Genomic DNA, 13,979 nt, shown 5'->3' with positions numbered 1-13,979 from the left:
CGTGAGAAAGACCTATCCTGCAGAGATTTCCAATATTCCGGGTCAAGTCCTTTATTATCCTTCTGACCTTGGGAAATTGGATGATATCGAATTAATCTATTTCGGTCAGCATTCATGCCCTGCCACCGTAAAGCCGAACCCAGCGACCAACCAATCGATCGTGCTGTCAAATAAGCTTGCAGATTCATTGATGTTCAATGAACTTGATACCCCCCTTCATCTATTTATATACGGCAAGAGCCTTCACATCGGACCGCTCATCGGAATCTTTTCATCGGGCTTCACCGGCATTTCCAACAAGCCACTCGGCGAACGCTCGGTCTTTTTTTCCAAATTGCTCTCTCTAAGTCAGACCACGGGCTGTATCCCCTTTATTTTCGGTGAAAATGTCATCAATTGGGACCAAGAAACGATTAAAGGATATGTATACGAAAAAGAGAATTGGCAAATCAATGAATTCCCTTTCCCCAATGTCGTATATGATCGGCTACCGAACCGGTTGACGGAAAACCGGGACGGTCCAAAGGCAGTGAAACAAAAGTTCCAAAAGGAATATAAGATCCCCTGGTACAATCCCGGTTTCTTCAATAAATGGGATGTATATGAACGGTTGAATGCGGATGATCGGGCCCTGCCTTTCCTACCTGAAACTTATCCCTTTCAATCATTATCTGTCGTTGAGACGCTTCTCTCGCATTACCGTCAAGTCTATATTAAACCCATTCATGGTAGCCTTGGCTTAGGCATTCATCAAGTTCTTTACGATAAACATGAAGACGTCTATTATTGCCGATATAAAAACGAGGCACAGGAAAATAAACTACAAAAGTTCTCCACACTTGAAGCCATCCTTAAACATGTCTTTCACAATCGGCCACTTGAAAACCTGATTGTCCAGCAAGGCATCCCGTTAATCAAATCTTCTAACCGTCCAGTGGATTTCAGGGTCCATACGAACAAGGACAGCAACGGGGTATGGCAAGTAACGGCCATCGCCGCAAAAATTTCCGGGGCCGGTAGCGTGACGACCCATATTAAAAGCGGTGGAGTCATTAAAACGCTTGCGGAACTTTACGGAGATGACGAGGAAGCAAAAAAAGTCGAGGAAAAGTTATCAGAAGCTGCTTTGATATTAAGTGAGAGCATTGAGGAACATCTGGATGGCATCATTGGGGAAATCGGGTTCGACCTCGGTTTGGACAAAAAAGGGCAAGTATGGATGTTTGAAGCCAATTCGAAGCCCGGCCGTTCCATCTTCTCACACCCGAAGCTAAAGGAATTTGAACTTTTAACCAGGAAGCTAAGTCTCGATTATGCGATTTATCTCACCGAACAAACGATTACGCAATCAATCGGTATGCAGAAATGAATATTTTTTACGATGTTACTTCTGAAAAATGGAGCCATAACCAAGAAAATATCCATCTTTATGCCGGAGTGGCGAATGAGGAAATTGCTTTTAAGGAAGATCATCATCAACAGACACTCGTACCCATCACCCTGTTCCCGGGAAACCGGGTGCTTGTCGTCGGGATATTGACCTCCCTTGACCCAAAAAAGGAATCGGGTATTGGGGGAAACTTGACGCTTTTTCAAAACTTATCTCTCTATTTGTCGGATTATGGGATATTGGCCTATGTATTCACGAGTGAGTCCCTGCTTTCTGACCCCATGAAAGGCTTCCTGTTTTCTTCGGCAACAAGCTCGTGGAATGAAGTGACGGTTCCACTGCCCGATATCGTTTATAACCGCATTCCTAAAAGGGGGGGCGAAGCGTCACCAGGCTTTCAACAGCTCATCTCCTTTTTCAAAGGGCATCGTATTCATTTATTCAATCCCTGTTTTTTGGATAAATATTTGATGTACGAAGCATTGACGGAGGACGGATCTCTAGCCCGCCATCTTCCGTCGACAATTGACCTATCAGAACCAACGCAACTATCGGACTTTTTTCATTTTCACAAACATATTTACTTGAAACCATGCAAAGGTAGCCAAGGCAAGGGAATTTACACACTGCTCGAGAAACCGGATGGCACTCTTCAATTTTCAAGCCTGAAACATATTGAATCATATCCTGATTTCTCGGCATTTTGGGATACAAATAAAGCGTCACTCCTGAAAAGAGGGTACCTGGCCCAACGAGCGGTTATTCCCAAAAAACTGAATGGTCACCGATATGATTACCGGATCCTTGTCCATTATGAAAATGGGTTTTATAAAGTGACCGGCAAAGGTGTGAGGATGTCACAGACCCAGGAAATCACGACCCATACACCAAGGGGCGGGAAGCTCTTTCCTTATCAGCACCTGCAAACGAGGAAGTTGAATCGGAAGTTAGCGGATATAGCTCAAAGATGCGGAATCATCCTTTCAAGGAAGTTTGGATTTCTTGGGGAATTCTCCATCGACATCGGTGAAGATACTTCCGGAACTCTCTTCATTTATGAAGTGAATTCGAAGCCGATGCAATTTGACGAAGAAGAAATCGAAGCGAATCGCCTTTTGCATTTAAAAAACCTTTTCATTGAACTAACTTTTCCAAATCAAATAATAAAATAACCTCCATCCACCGTTTTCCATTATAATGAAATGAGAAACAGCTATATGGAGGTTATACATATGATTACACACTTTCAATGGAAGCCACTTCACAAGAATTTACCGGGATGGAAACTTACCTTTTACTTTAATAAGCTGGCGGTTCAAGCCCTCTATCATAAAGACGGATCCATCGAGTGGATCTCCAATCCGCCTGCAAAATCAGATGAAGAAAAGCTTAAGAGCATGATCCATGATTTAATGGTATACCACGTCTACGAATGACTTTCCATGCAGAATAAAAAGACCCTCTTTGGCAACAATATAAAAAAAGCCGAGGAGGGATTTCATTTGGATAAACAAAAGGTCACCTTTTTGAAGGATACCGAGTATGACGGCAAGGACTCCGTTTTCCTCGATGTCGATCGTTATATCAATGAAGGACTCGCAGGCGGTAATGTATATGAAGCTGCGGACACCCTGAACATCGAACATGCTCATGACTTTTATGATGAAACCAAACCAAATATAAATAAACCGTAAAATTTGGAGCTTCCCTTTTGGGTGGCTCTTTCTTACTCTTGAAGTCCGAACATTTCCAGATTAACTTGGTTATATGCTTTTTCAAGATTTTCTTCATATTCTTTCTTATTTATGCTCTCTGCTTGAACCTTAATTTCTTCAATCAACTTTGCACGGCAATCATATAAAGAAACCGTTTTTTCTGCCGAAAGATTACGCATGATTTGCGCTTTTAAATAGTCCGTAAAATGCTCAACTGTACCAAACACTCAAATGCCCCCCCTATAGATAGCTGTGTCCTGAAAAAAACCGATTGGCTAAACAGGATTTCCCTTAAATTGTCCTCATATGGACTTTTACAAAATAAAAAACAACTTCTCCATTAGAAGTTGTTAGAGTGCAAACGAAACATAACAAAGATGAACATGTCCTTTCCATTTAAAAAATGAAAGCATGTTCTTGCTAATTTTTCGCACTTAACACCCCCTATCCTCGTAGGTTTTTGATGTTGTGCTAAAAACAGGCAGGTCTCCTGGCTCATGATCATCGCTTTTCGAACCTTCCCATCTTTCATCACTAAAAGACAGTGGCCTTACTCGAATCGCTCTCATTTACAGTTGCGGGACAGCGCCGGATTTTAACCGTCTTCCCTTTTAAGCAGATAAACAAGACTCTATCTGCACCCGTTTCTAGGCGTATACTATTTTCCATTTAACTGTATCAAATTTTTACCCCGATTACAATGTGGCTCCTGTATTGCCCTTGTTACCGAATCCCTATCTATCGGGCTACCCCGAAGGCAACTCCTATCCCTTTAATATCGAGGTGATAATATGCTCCGAGTCCCATTCATGTCCAGATATCTCGATAAGCGGATATCGGTTCGGCAATACGCTTTGCTGAATTTCATGGACCTCCAAGCCCTGACCATGCAAAAGCAATATTTCTCCCTGCAGATTTTCCAAATAATCAAGCTTCTTTTTGAACATTTCCTTTCCATTCGGTACATACCCCGCGTGGCAGCAAAAAACCTCATGAAAATCATACTGAAGCAATCTTCTGATGGAATCGATGATCAACGGGACAGATTCTTCCCTTAATATGAGCTTCGTCTTCGGCGTAACATACAGGTCTCCCGAAAACAGCATGCCATTGCTATGATTCAGGTAGACCATATGGTCCCTTGCATGCCCTGGCGTAAAGATTGGCTCCCATGTTTGAGTGCGTGAATGGACTACGCTACCTAACGGCTCTGCCTTGAAAGCGTCTCTATTCCCCCAAAAGGCTCTGCGATAATCTGGATATTCAGCATCTTTCGCACATACATCAAGGGACATCGGATGAATATAGATTGGAACGTTCCTATGTCCCTGTATCCACGCTGCCCCTCCGGTGTGGTCCTCATGATAATGCGTCAACGCAACCAAATCGAAATCAGCGGATTCAAAGAATGGAAGCAATTCCTGCAACAGAATTTGGGCACCCGTATCGATTAGCAGGCCATCTGTTAAAAACATGTTCACACTCATCCCCGATTTGTTGCCCTCCGGTATTCCTTGGACGCAAACCACATCATTTATCGTTTTCATTTTCAGCATGACTTTCCACCCCTTTCAATAGTCCAATATCCTTTTTCTTTTATTTACCTTACAATAAATGTATTATCCCTTTATACTTTTTTCAAGCAATTATCATCTACTTCAGAAACATTTCCGAGAAGCACAACTATACAGGGCTTATGACGAAAAGGAGCATTCCAACTAAACACCTCTCCAATTTTACCGATATTTGTTATTTCCATAATTATTCTAAGATGGCAAAAACAATTGACATTACTGTATTTTATAAATAATATATATTATATTAAAAAAGTATAAATATACTAAAATAGTAATTTATTTATCAGTGACTGAAGTAAAAAGGGCCTGTAATCCAGGCAACTGCCACCAGGCAGGACAGATTTCTCCCTTCAGAATTGGTTGAATGATTAAGAAGAGTATTAAGTTTGCTGCCCTTTATTGAATGACGGAGGCAGTTTTTTATATTTAAGGACAATCATCATACAAATCAACATTAATAGACTTTCACACCCTGTTCACAAACAATAGAATTCTTCAACTCAACTTGGACTTACCACACACATTCAGGAGGAATTTCTAATGAAAAAAATCACTTGTTTATTATCCATATGTGCCTTATCCCTTGGACTGTCTGCTTGTGGAAATGAGGAACCTGGAATAAAAAAACCGGAAAGCAAAAAAGAAGTGAAAATCGGGGCAACGACTGGTCCTAATGCGGACATGGCTATAGAAGCCATTCAACCGGGTCTTGAAGACCTTGGCTACAAAGTGGACATTGTTGAATACAGTGATTGTATCCAGCCAAATAAAGCACTTGCCAATGGCACGATCGATGCCAATCTCTTTCAGCACAAAGTATATATGGACAACTTCGCTCAAGCACATGCTTTAGAACTTTCTGATCTCATTATCGTACCGTCAGCACCCATGGGCATTTACTCGAAAGAATTCAAGTCCTTAGCAACCATTACAGATGAGGCGACCATTGCCATTCCCGATGACCCGGCAAACCTTGCCCGTGCTCTTAATCTCTTATTAGATGAGGAGCTGATTGAAGTGGATCCAGAGGCTGACCCGTTAACAATTTCAGAAAAGGATATTACAAAGAATCCGAAGAACATTGTATTCAAACCTCTGGAATTGACACATTTACCTCGTGCGACAGACAGCGTCGACCTATCGGTGATTCCTGGTAACTTTGCGATTGCGGCTAAAATGGGCCTTCAAAATGCTCTTGTTTTAGAAGACTTGCCAGATACATACCAAAATGTCGTTGCTGTAAATACAGAGGATATAGACGCTCAATTTGCAAAAGATATCCAATCAGTGGTTAAAGGCGCCGAATTCGAAAAAGTGATTGAAAGCAAGTTTCCAAGTTTCGAAAAGCCTGAGTGGATGAGATAAGACAGATAGGATAAGGCCTGCTCCAATTTTTGGTGCAGGCCTTATCCTTTTTTAAATTCCTTGTAATGATATCAATGAACACAACCATCGTTTTCTTTCCCGCTTTATTCTTTTTGGATATAATGGAATGGAAAGAAGGTGAAAATGGTGTTAAATAAGCTTAAACATAGATTTCCGAACTCCCTTTCCAATAAAAAAGATGCACAAGACATCACGGAATATTTCTGGTTTGAAGACCAATTCGGGGACACACTGGGCATCCCCCGCTCAGAAATTTCGGCCGATGAAATTCGTTTGCTTTCGTTACTCTTTGATTCTCCAACACTCCAAAGACCAGACACCTCGAAAACTTACACCACCTGGAATGATTTTTTATTAGGAAGCATTGCCTGCCAGCCTTTAACTAACTGGACGAACGTTCGGTTCACCTACTTCAACCTGACCCACGCCGATTTTTCACATGAACATTTCGAGGAAGCGATACTCTCGTTCTTCCCACCCGATTCAGTTTTGATTTGGGAAAATGAATCGGCGGGCATTTTAATTGAATCAGACATAGATGAATGTATACCGGTCCAAGAACTTCTCGCCATTTCTACCACGCTCGAGAGTGATTTTTACGTAAAGATCAGAATTTATGCGGGACGTTTTCACCCTGTTGATGTCGACCTTCATCAACATCTGAACCAGGAGAGGAAATGTTTTAGGCTTGCTAAAATGTACCTGTCCGACGTGGGGGTGACGGATTTGTCCGATATCATCCCCTTCGCTCTAATGAATGATTGTAACGAGACCGATAAAAACTGGTACATCAATGAATTGCTTGGCAAGACACGGCAGGATCCGGAACTGATCAAGACCGTTATGACGTATATCGAATGTAATTCCAATGCTTCATCTGCAGCAAAGCAGCTTTATATCCACCGCAACAGCCTGCAATACCGGATTGATAAATTCGCGGATAAAACAGGACTGGATGTTCGAAATTTCCGGCATGCATTGGCAGCTTACCTGTTGCTTCTCGGGATTTCACCAAAAGGATAATTATCCCTTTTTGTGCAGAGTGCCCATATTTTTTTCTTTTTCGATAGAGTAGACTAAAATTAATCACTACGAGTTTAGGAGTTTAAGAGGAGGAGTATTTTCATGGCAGAGCTAGTATTGGATCATATTTTCAAGATTTACGATAATAAGGTAACCGCTGTAAAAGATTTCAACCTTAGCGTGGCCGATAAAGAATTCATCGTGTTCGTCGGCCCATCTGGCTGTGGAAAATCGACCACTTTACGGATGATTGCCGGCCTAGAAGATATATCCCAAGGTGATCTCTATATAGATGGTAAGCGGGTCAATGACGTGCCTCCGAAAGATCGGGACATTGCGATGGTTTTCCAGAACTACGCTTTATACCCGCATATGACCGTCTATGACAATATGGCCTTTGGGCTGAAACTCCGGAAAACGCCGAAAAAGGAAATCAAGCAACGCGTCCATGATGCTGCGAAGATCCTTGGACTTGAAGACTTCTTACAACGGAAGCCAAAAGCCCTTTCTGGTGGACAGCGCCAGCGTGTAGCGCTTGGCCGAGCCATAGTCCGGGATGCCAAAGTCTTCTTGATGGATGAGCCTCTATCCAACCTTGACGCAAAACTTCGGGTACAAATGCGTGCTGAAATCGCTAAGCTGCATAAGCGAATCAACACGACGACCATTTATGTCACCCATGATCAAACAGAAGCGATGACCATGGCCACACGTCTTGTTGTCATGAAGGATGGCATCATTCAACAGGTGGGCGCACCAAAAGATGTGTATGAAAAACCTGTGAATGTTTTCGTGGGCGGATTTATCGGCTCACCCGCCATGAACTTCTTTTCCGGTACACTCCAGGATGGCTTCATTAAAATTGGTGAGCAAACACTTGAGGTCCCACAATTAAAAATGAATACGCTCCGGAATCAAGGTTATATCGGAAAAGATATCATCCTTGGCATCCGACCTGAGGATTTTCACAATGAAGAAGCATTCATTTCAGCCTCACCCACCACTACATTCGCGGCACAGGTCGATGTAGCCGAACTCATGGGTGCGGAAATCATGCTCTATTCGACATTTGCGGGACAGGACTTCGTTGCCCGGGTGGATGCCAAACATATCATACAGGCTGGTGACACCATTGATCTAGCACTCGATATGAATAAAGCCCATTTCTTCGATAAAGAGTCCGAGCAGCGCATTTTCGATGAAGAATCGGAAATGGAAGGCAATCAACAAACGAGGATGGCTTAAGTAACTACGTTTTGATTTGCATAATAATGGAGGGAAGCCTTATCATTCAAGGCTTCCCTCAACTTATTTCACAAATCGTACCAATATCTATTCAGGCATTACATCGAATCAACATTCAATGTATCCATATGCCTCGTTTACTGTGCCAAATGAAATAGATTGTGACACAATTTTATCAATTAGTGGGTAGTGTATTGGTAACAAGAAAACAGAATGAATAATTTAGGAAAGTAATAATGTTATTTACACTTGGCCACGGGGGGAACTTATGAAAACTCATTATTATTTAGGTTGGTTTGATAATTTTTTTCCAGATAATCTGGGTAGGGTGTTACAGGAAGATATAACCGATAGAAAATCGCTTGCTATGATTAGCTCGAATCCATTATCTTATGAGGATGATGGTGCTACTGAACGCTCGTGGTTTGACCAGGCCGGCATTACGTGTGATGAATATCATTTAATTAATTATTGCGTACAGAAGGAAGATGCCCAAACCTTAATTCAAAATGCTTCAGTTATTTTCTTATTGGGTGGAAATACCCTTAAACAAAATGGGTTTTTAATGGAATATGAATTGTCGGATTCGATTAAAAAAAGCAGAGCCGTTGTGATGGGAGCAAGCGCTGGTGCAATCAGTATGTCCGCTAAATGGTTATGTTCGAAAAACCTCGGCTATAAAGTTGAAATAAGCTCTGTTTACGATGGAATCGGCCTTGACGATTTTTCCGTCCTGTCTCATTTTGATCTTGAAAATAACATTGAATTGGTTCAAGATGAACTGTCTCCCTTGTCGGAAGAAATTAATATTTATGCGTCTAACAAAGATTGCGCAATACGTGTAAAGGGAGACATAATCGACATTTTAGGCAATGTATATTTAATTTCCCACTCAAAGATTCAGAAATTGGATGAGACAATCTAGTAATATGTAAAACCAATCCAATTTGTGAAATATTGTACTTAAACTAATTGGGTCGTTAGTTCAACAACAAATTTTGTTAATAGGATTTATAGGTGGAATTTTTCATTTTTTTTAGATCGTGGAGGATTTGATTTTACGGTCGACAATCAAACAAATGTAGAAATATCAGGATTGTATTTGACTTATGACAATATAAACTATGATATTGAAATACCATCAACCTCATCAGGCAAAGAATATGGGTTTAATGCAAATTCTACCGAGGAATTTGGAAGAGTTCAACAAAACTACATAAAGACAAAAAGGCCGCCAAATTGCGGCCTTTTGAACGTATGATTGTTACAACAATCATGCTCTAACATACTGACATTTAGCAAAAAAAAGTTAAAGATACTAACATCCGTATGATTTTTGTTCCGTTTATCACCTCTAGTTCATAAGTTTATGAGATAGCCCTTAGGGTAATTAGTAAGCAACAAAGAACTTTTTAGGGGTGATGGCTCGCAACAACAACGATAATAGAAAGAGTCAGGGAAAAGCAGGTGAAAAAGTGGCTTCCGATAATCACGACAAAGAGTTTTATCAAGAAATCAGTGAAAAGGGCGAGAACCCCCGTAATAATAACAACTAACTATTCATTAAGAACGAATAGTTACCTTTTTATCCAGTTATTTGTTTTTTATTGTGATGTTTGAAATATCTTAGCCAGAGGATGGTATTTTGGAGGATGTATTATGGCATTAGGACTTTTATTTTTTCTTTTTATTGCTATTTTAATATTTGACTTTTTAACAATAATTCTTCTGTTTTTAAAAAAAGGGAAATGGTCTAAAAACAACTTTGTGTTTATTGCCATACAATTGTATGGGCTAATATTGGTATATATTTATTTGACTAGCTTACCAACTAACTATAGTGGATCACGAATTTTCGGGGGGGTTATTGGAGTAATAGTTATCCTATCTATTTTTTTCAAAAAGCAATATTTTCTTTTAGCTAGAATTTTACTTGTTTTATCACTAGTTATATTAACTTTTATCCTATTTCTCTAAAAAAGAGCTGAATATTTTTTAGAAAAAATGACTTATATAGACCATTTCGCTTTGTCGAAATGGTCTATTTCAATAACTTGTAATGGATTCATTTTCTCCTGGCTCAGAAAATCTTTGATAGAAATCCCTTTTTGCAATGGATAAATGCCTTTATGAGGATATCATCACTCATCCCAACTCCAAAAACTTACCTCATCCACTTCTATCGATTCACTCCATGTTTCTTTTTTCAGCTTCAACACTTCTTTCGTAGGTCCCGTTAGGACGACACCATAATGCATGAAACCATTTTTCTCAAGATAATCGATTCGTTTTGAGAGGTTTAAGTCTCCAAAGTAAAACTTGTTTGCTTTCCGTTCATGTTTTCTCAGGAAATCTAGAGTTTTCAAAAATTGCTTATGGATAATCTCTTGATCGCCTGCATCATAGTCAGGAGACGAATGACTTTCTGATACCGTTCGAGTACCAAATAGTCCTTTTTCGACTTCTTTGGAATCTAGAACCATATCATCATCGTGCCAAATTGGATAGCTTGGGAATCCAATCGGCTCAAAGATAATGCCCTCATGATTTTCATCCTTTGCTTCCATACCAGTATCAACTGCCAACCAAACTAGCTCCATATCTTTTCCTTCGAATCTCTTCAAAACATCACCCGTTTCAAGTAATTCTGAAAAAGACAAATAGGCGGATACCACTGTTCCTTCAGGAAGCTTCTCTAACTTATCCCAATCCGACATCCCCCTCTCTCCGACTCCGGGATAAATAAATGCCGGAGTCGGCTGCGAGACTTTCCCGAAGTCTTCACGTTCTGGAGCATTCATCATGGAGAATAGAAAATCCGTCTTGATTTCCCCGACTTTTATCGTTTCATTCCCGACTGATTTGTTTACATCCCTTGTTGCTTCCATACCGAAATAAGCATTTGTATTAGTACTCGTTCCACCAATTTCCCCATAAGGATCCGTTACAGTCATCGTTTTGTCGATTACATTTCTGAACACTTCTACACGGTCAGGCTTTCCCCAGGAATAGTAAACACCCGTCAGAATGGTAGTAACAATAGAAAAAACAAGAAGTAAGCCTAGTATAGTACATACGGTTTGCACTCTGGCTTTCCATTTATTGTGCTGCAATGCTTTTTTTTGTTTTTTAGCATTTATATCGATGCCCTTCTTTTCTTCCGTTTTACTTTCTTTAAGAAATTGTTGGTACTCTTCCATTTTTTCTAATTCTTTTTCGACTTCTACCAATTCGGGACCTGATAGTTTCCCCTTATTATACGCTTCCAACTTCCTTTTAAAATCTTCACTCACTTTTTCCACCCTCCTGCGTCTTTACTTGAGCTGTTTCCTTATAGGATAATCCTTGAAAAAAATAAAATATTTACAATTGGAGAACAAAATAATTATACGCTTACAAGTAATACAAATATAGGATCTTTGGGAGGTATTTATTAGTTATACAGTCACTATAACGCCACTTTACCCGGGATCGTTAAATAGCTACTCGTTTGTTTTTGTTTATTGCTTTGGATGTTTGCACAAAATAAAGTAAGCACACATCCAACGTGTTGTTAAAGATGTCAATAAAGGAAAGGTGTTTAAATAATGTGAGAAAGTCCGATATCCTGATGATTTTATCATTTGTAGTAGCGGTTGGAATGATTGTGAAAGCTTTTATACTGGATGAAGAAGTTAAAGTGTTTTTACTCGTTTTCTTTGCAGTCGGTTTAGGTTTAGCCTTGCTTCGTTTGTTCGTTAATGGTGCGATTAAAAAGATGAAAGGAAAGGATTGGAAGGTAAAAGTATTGTTTTTTGCTGTTTTGCTAGGCTTCGGGTTACCCTTTCAATCTTGGTTCAGAAAGGAAGTTTTATTTAGCATGGATCGAGCATACTTAGTAAGCAGCATTATCATTATGATATTAGGTGTCCTATTCATGACCACGTTCTTCGGCTATATGATGAGGAAAATGAACGCAAAGAAATTAACGGTATAAAGGGGCTCTATTCGCCGCATAATGATATCGGTCTTTATTCATTGGTCCGGTTCCTCATCAGTTCATTCAATTTTTCAGAACCAATCAACATCGCAATTACATAAGCCAAAGCAAAGTAAGGAAATATGCCAATAGATGTGTACGAGGCAATTAGTCCTAGCATGGGAGGTAAAAAGGTAGTGCCTGTGTACGCTACAGCCATTTGGTAGCCGATGATGGATTGTGAATGTGTTTTACCAAATCTGACAGGGGTTTCGTGAATCATGCATGGATAAATAGGGGCTAAGCCCAGTCCTACTATCGTAAAGCCGGCAAGTGACATCGGAACCGGCAAGGGAAGGATGAGGAGCATCGCCCCAATAAGTGCCGTGATCTGTCCAATACGAATCAGCAGCTGATGGTTGCTGACCTTCAAGAGGATGAACCCGGTAACAAGTCGCCCTAGCATAATCCCTGTATAGAAAAAAGATACTCCTTGGGCAGCCATGACTGCAGACATTCCTTTGCTATTCACAAGGTAGCTGCTACCCCAAAGCCCTAGTGTGGATTCGACGCCGCAATAGAAAAAGAACGTGAACAACACATACTTGACCCCTCTTATTTTAAGCGGCTTCACTCCGTAAGCCCGTTCAGGTTCATCCGGGTTCAATGTATGCCAATCTTCGGTTTTCGATTTTTGGGAAACGATAGCCCATAACGGAAGAGCCAATACTAATAAAAATGCCAAGCTGAATTGAATGTAAGCAATGGACACATAACCAGCTCTCCACGAGCCTTGATTTACCATATAATAAGACATCATGATGGGACCTATGCTTGCCCCGACTCCCCAAAAACAATGTAGCCAGTGCATATGGTGGGCCTTGTAATGCAACGCTACATAGTTATTCAAGGAGGCATCGATTGCTCCTGCTCCCAGACCCAACGGTATCGCACAGATAACAAGCCAGGCTAGGGAGGTTGAATAGCCAATGCCTAATAAGGCCAACGCCGTCAAGGTAACACTGATCCACGTGACCTTCCCCGGCCCCAGTTTATCATTTAGCCAACCGCTGGCTAAACTTGAGAGTATGGTTCCCGCAGCAATGATCATATAAAGTAACCCAGCAGTCTCCAAAGGCTGAGCAAAATCGGTCTGCATGACCGGCCAGGCCGCACCCAACAAGGAATCTGGAAGCCCCAGGCTTATGAAAGCCAAGTAAATCATAATCAATAAAAGCATGGCCAAGAGTGCCACCTCCGTTCTCTATGTATGATGACTTGTAAACACTGTATGGTTGGACTACCTTTCACTTCTCTCTACTACATATATTCAAATGTACGGAAAAATAAAAAGGCTCATTCATAAAAAGGAGTTTTACGAATGAGTCTCTTTTAAGGTTTATTCTATTGTCTCAACCTTATTCCTGAACAAGGATTACTTCATCATGACCACATTTTGGACATTTCATGATATGCGGGCATTGTCCCTTTTGAAGGGATTCGGGAAAGCCGTCATTTTTTTTCAATGTATCGATATCCATATAAGCACTGTAATCGTCGGCATAATCCATGAATTTCCCTTGATCTTCAAGGTCACTGCTGCATTTCGGGCATTCCAAATGCATTTTTCTAAGACCATTGCATAGCGGGCATAAAGACATGGCATTTCCTCCTGTTCTATATCT

At 40.6% G+C, this 13,979-nt stretch carries 16 protein-coding genes and 1 riboswitch; of the genes, 11 read left to right on the top strand and 5 right to left on the bottom strand.

Annotated features, from left to right (window positions below; all coding sequences use genetic code 11):
- The first annotated feature begins 1 nt into the window (after position 1).
- From ACIQXN_RS07385 to ACIQXN_RS07370, 4 genes are all read left to right on the top strand, one after another.
- On the top strand, positions 2–1,369 hold the full coding sequence (locus ACIQXN_RS07385) for a YheC/YheD family endospore coat-associated protein (protein ID WP_402963993.1): 1,368 nt from the start codon (positions 2–4) through the stop codon (positions 1,367–1,369).
- Positions 1,366–2,562, top strand: coding sequence for a YheC/YheD family endospore coat-associated protein (locus ACIQXN_RS07380; protein WP_402963990.1), 1,197 nt, complete (start codon positions 1,366–1,368; stop codon positions 2,560–2,562). Before ACIQXN_RS07385 ends, ACIQXN_RS07380 begins: the two co-directional genes overlap by 4 nt.
- 60 nt (positions 2,563–2,622) lie before the next feature.
- Positions 2,623–2,826 carry a YheE family protein gene (locus ACIQXN_RS07375; protein WP_402963986.1) on the top strand — a complete coding sequence of 68 codons (204 nt, stop codon included), beginning with the start codon at positions 2,623–2,625 and terminating at the stop codon, positions 2,824–2,826.
- A 66-nt stretch (positions 2,827–2,892) separates the two neighbouring features.
- Positions 2,893–3,084, top strand: coding sequence for a hypothetical protein (locus tag ACIQXN_RS07370; protein ID WP_402963983.1), 192 nt, complete (start codon positions 2,893–2,895; stop codon positions 3,082–3,084).
- Between the two features lie 32 nt (positions 3,085–3,116).
- On the opposite strand, the gene ACIQXN_RS07365 is transcribed toward ACIQXN_RS07370, so the two are convergent.
- Entirely contained in the window at positions 3,117–3,332 is a 216-nt protein-coding gene (locus ACIQXN_RS07365; RefSeq protein ID WP_402963980.1) for a hypothetical protein, read from the bottom strand.
- A gap of 236 nt (positions 3,333–3,568) precedes the next feature.
- A riboswitch (cobalamin riboswitch) is annotated at positions 3,569–3,765 on the bottom strand.
- A gap of 104 nt (positions 3,766–3,869) precedes the next feature.
- The gene (locus tag ACIQXN_RS07360) at positions 3,870–4,661 is read right to left on the bottom strand and encodes an MBL fold metallo-hydrolase (protein ID WP_402963977.1); all 792 of its coding nucleotides are present in this window, start codon (positions 4,659–4,661) and stop codon (positions 3,870–3,872) included.
- Positions 4,662–5,222: 561 nt separating this feature from the next.
- On the opposite strand from ACIQXN_RS07360, the gene ACIQXN_RS07355 reads away from it, so the two are divergent.
- The 6 genes from ACIQXN_RS07355 to ACIQXN_RS07330 all read left to right on the top strand — a co-directional run bounded on the left by ACIQXN_RS07355 (position 5,223) and on the right by ACIQXN_RS07330 (position 10,313).
- A complete protein-coding gene (locus tag ACIQXN_RS07355; RefSeq protein WP_402963974.1) occupies positions 5,223–6,047 on the top strand; it encodes a MetQ/NlpA family ABC transporter substrate-binding protein in 825 nt (274 codons plus the stop codon).
- A gap of 147 nt (positions 6,048–6,194) precedes the next feature.
- Positions 6,195–7,091 (top strand): PucR family transcriptional regulator, encoded by an 897-nt coding sequence (locus tag ACIQXN_RS07350; RefSeq protein ID WP_402963971.1) that lies wholly within the window; start codon positions 6,195–6,197, stop codon positions 7,089–7,091.
- A gap of 102 nt (positions 7,092–7,193) precedes the next feature.
- The gene (locus ACIQXN_RS07345; RefSeq protein WP_402963968.1) at positions 7,194–8,336 is read left to right on the top strand and encodes an ABC transporter ATP-binding protein; all 1,143 of its coding nucleotides are present in this window, start codon (positions 7,194–7,196) and stop codon (positions 8,334–8,336) included.
- Between the two features lie 268 nt (positions 8,337–8,604).
- Positions 8,605–9,261 carry a Type 1 glutamine amidotransferase-like domain-containing protein gene (locus ACIQXN_RS07340; RefSeq protein WP_402963965.1) on the top strand — a complete coding sequence of 219 codons (657 nt, stop codon included), beginning with the start codon at positions 8,605–8,607 and terminating at the stop codon, positions 9,259–9,261.
- Positions 9,262–9,757: 496 nt separating this feature from the next.
- Positions 9,758–9,892 (top strand): hypothetical protein, encoded by a 135-nt coding sequence (locus ACIQXN_RS07335; RefSeq protein WP_402963962.1) that lies wholly within the window; start codon positions 9,758–9,760, stop codon positions 9,890–9,892.
- 103 nt (positions 9,893–9,995) lie between these two features.
- Positions 9,996–10,313, top strand: coding sequence for a hypothetical protein (locus ACIQXN_RS07330; RefSeq protein WP_402963957.1), 318 nt, complete (start codon positions 9,996–9,998; stop codon positions 10,311–10,313).
- A gap of 164 nt (positions 10,314–10,477) precedes the next feature.
- Here the strand turns inward: ACIQXN_RS07330 and ACIQXN_RS07325 are convergent, their stop codons facing one another.
- The gene (locus tag ACIQXN_RS07325; RefSeq protein WP_402963954.1) at positions 10,478–11,629 is read right to left on the bottom strand and encodes an anti-sigma factor; all 1,152 of its coding nucleotides are present in this window, start codon (positions 11,627–11,629) and stop codon (positions 10,478–10,480) included.
- A gap of 296 nt (positions 11,630–11,925) precedes the next feature.
- Here ACIQXN_RS07325 and ACIQXN_RS07320 point away from each other — a divergent pair, with 296 nt between their 5' ends.
- Positions 11,926–12,312 (top strand): MFS transporter permease, encoded by a 387-nt coding sequence (locus ACIQXN_RS07320; protein ID WP_402963951.1) that lies wholly within the window; start codon positions 11,926–11,928, stop codon positions 12,310–12,312.
- Between the two features lie 34 nt (positions 12,313–12,346).
- On the opposite strand, the gene ACIQXN_RS07315 is transcribed toward ACIQXN_RS07320, so the two are convergent.
- Positions 12,347–13,540 (bottom strand): MFS transporter, encoded by a 1,194-nt coding sequence (locus tag ACIQXN_RS07315; RefSeq protein WP_402963948.1) that lies wholly within the window; start codon positions 13,538–13,540, stop codon positions 12,347–12,349.
- A gap of 172 nt (positions 13,541–13,712) precedes the next feature.
- A complete protein-coding gene (locus tag ACIQXN_RS07310) occupies positions 13,713–13,955 on the bottom strand; it encodes a hypothetical protein (protein ID WP_402963945.1) in 243 nt (80 codons plus the stop codon).
- Positions 13,956–13,979: the final 24 nt, after the last annotated feature.

The sequence above is a fragment of the Peribacillus sp. NPDC097295 genome, assembly GCF_044761665.1.
In the GTDB taxonomy this organism is placed as follows: Bacteria; Bacillota; Bacilli; order Bacillales; family DSM-1321; genus Peribacillus.
Note: the sequence above shows the minus strand (reverse complement) of the source record. Positions and strands in the feature narration are given on the sequence as shown.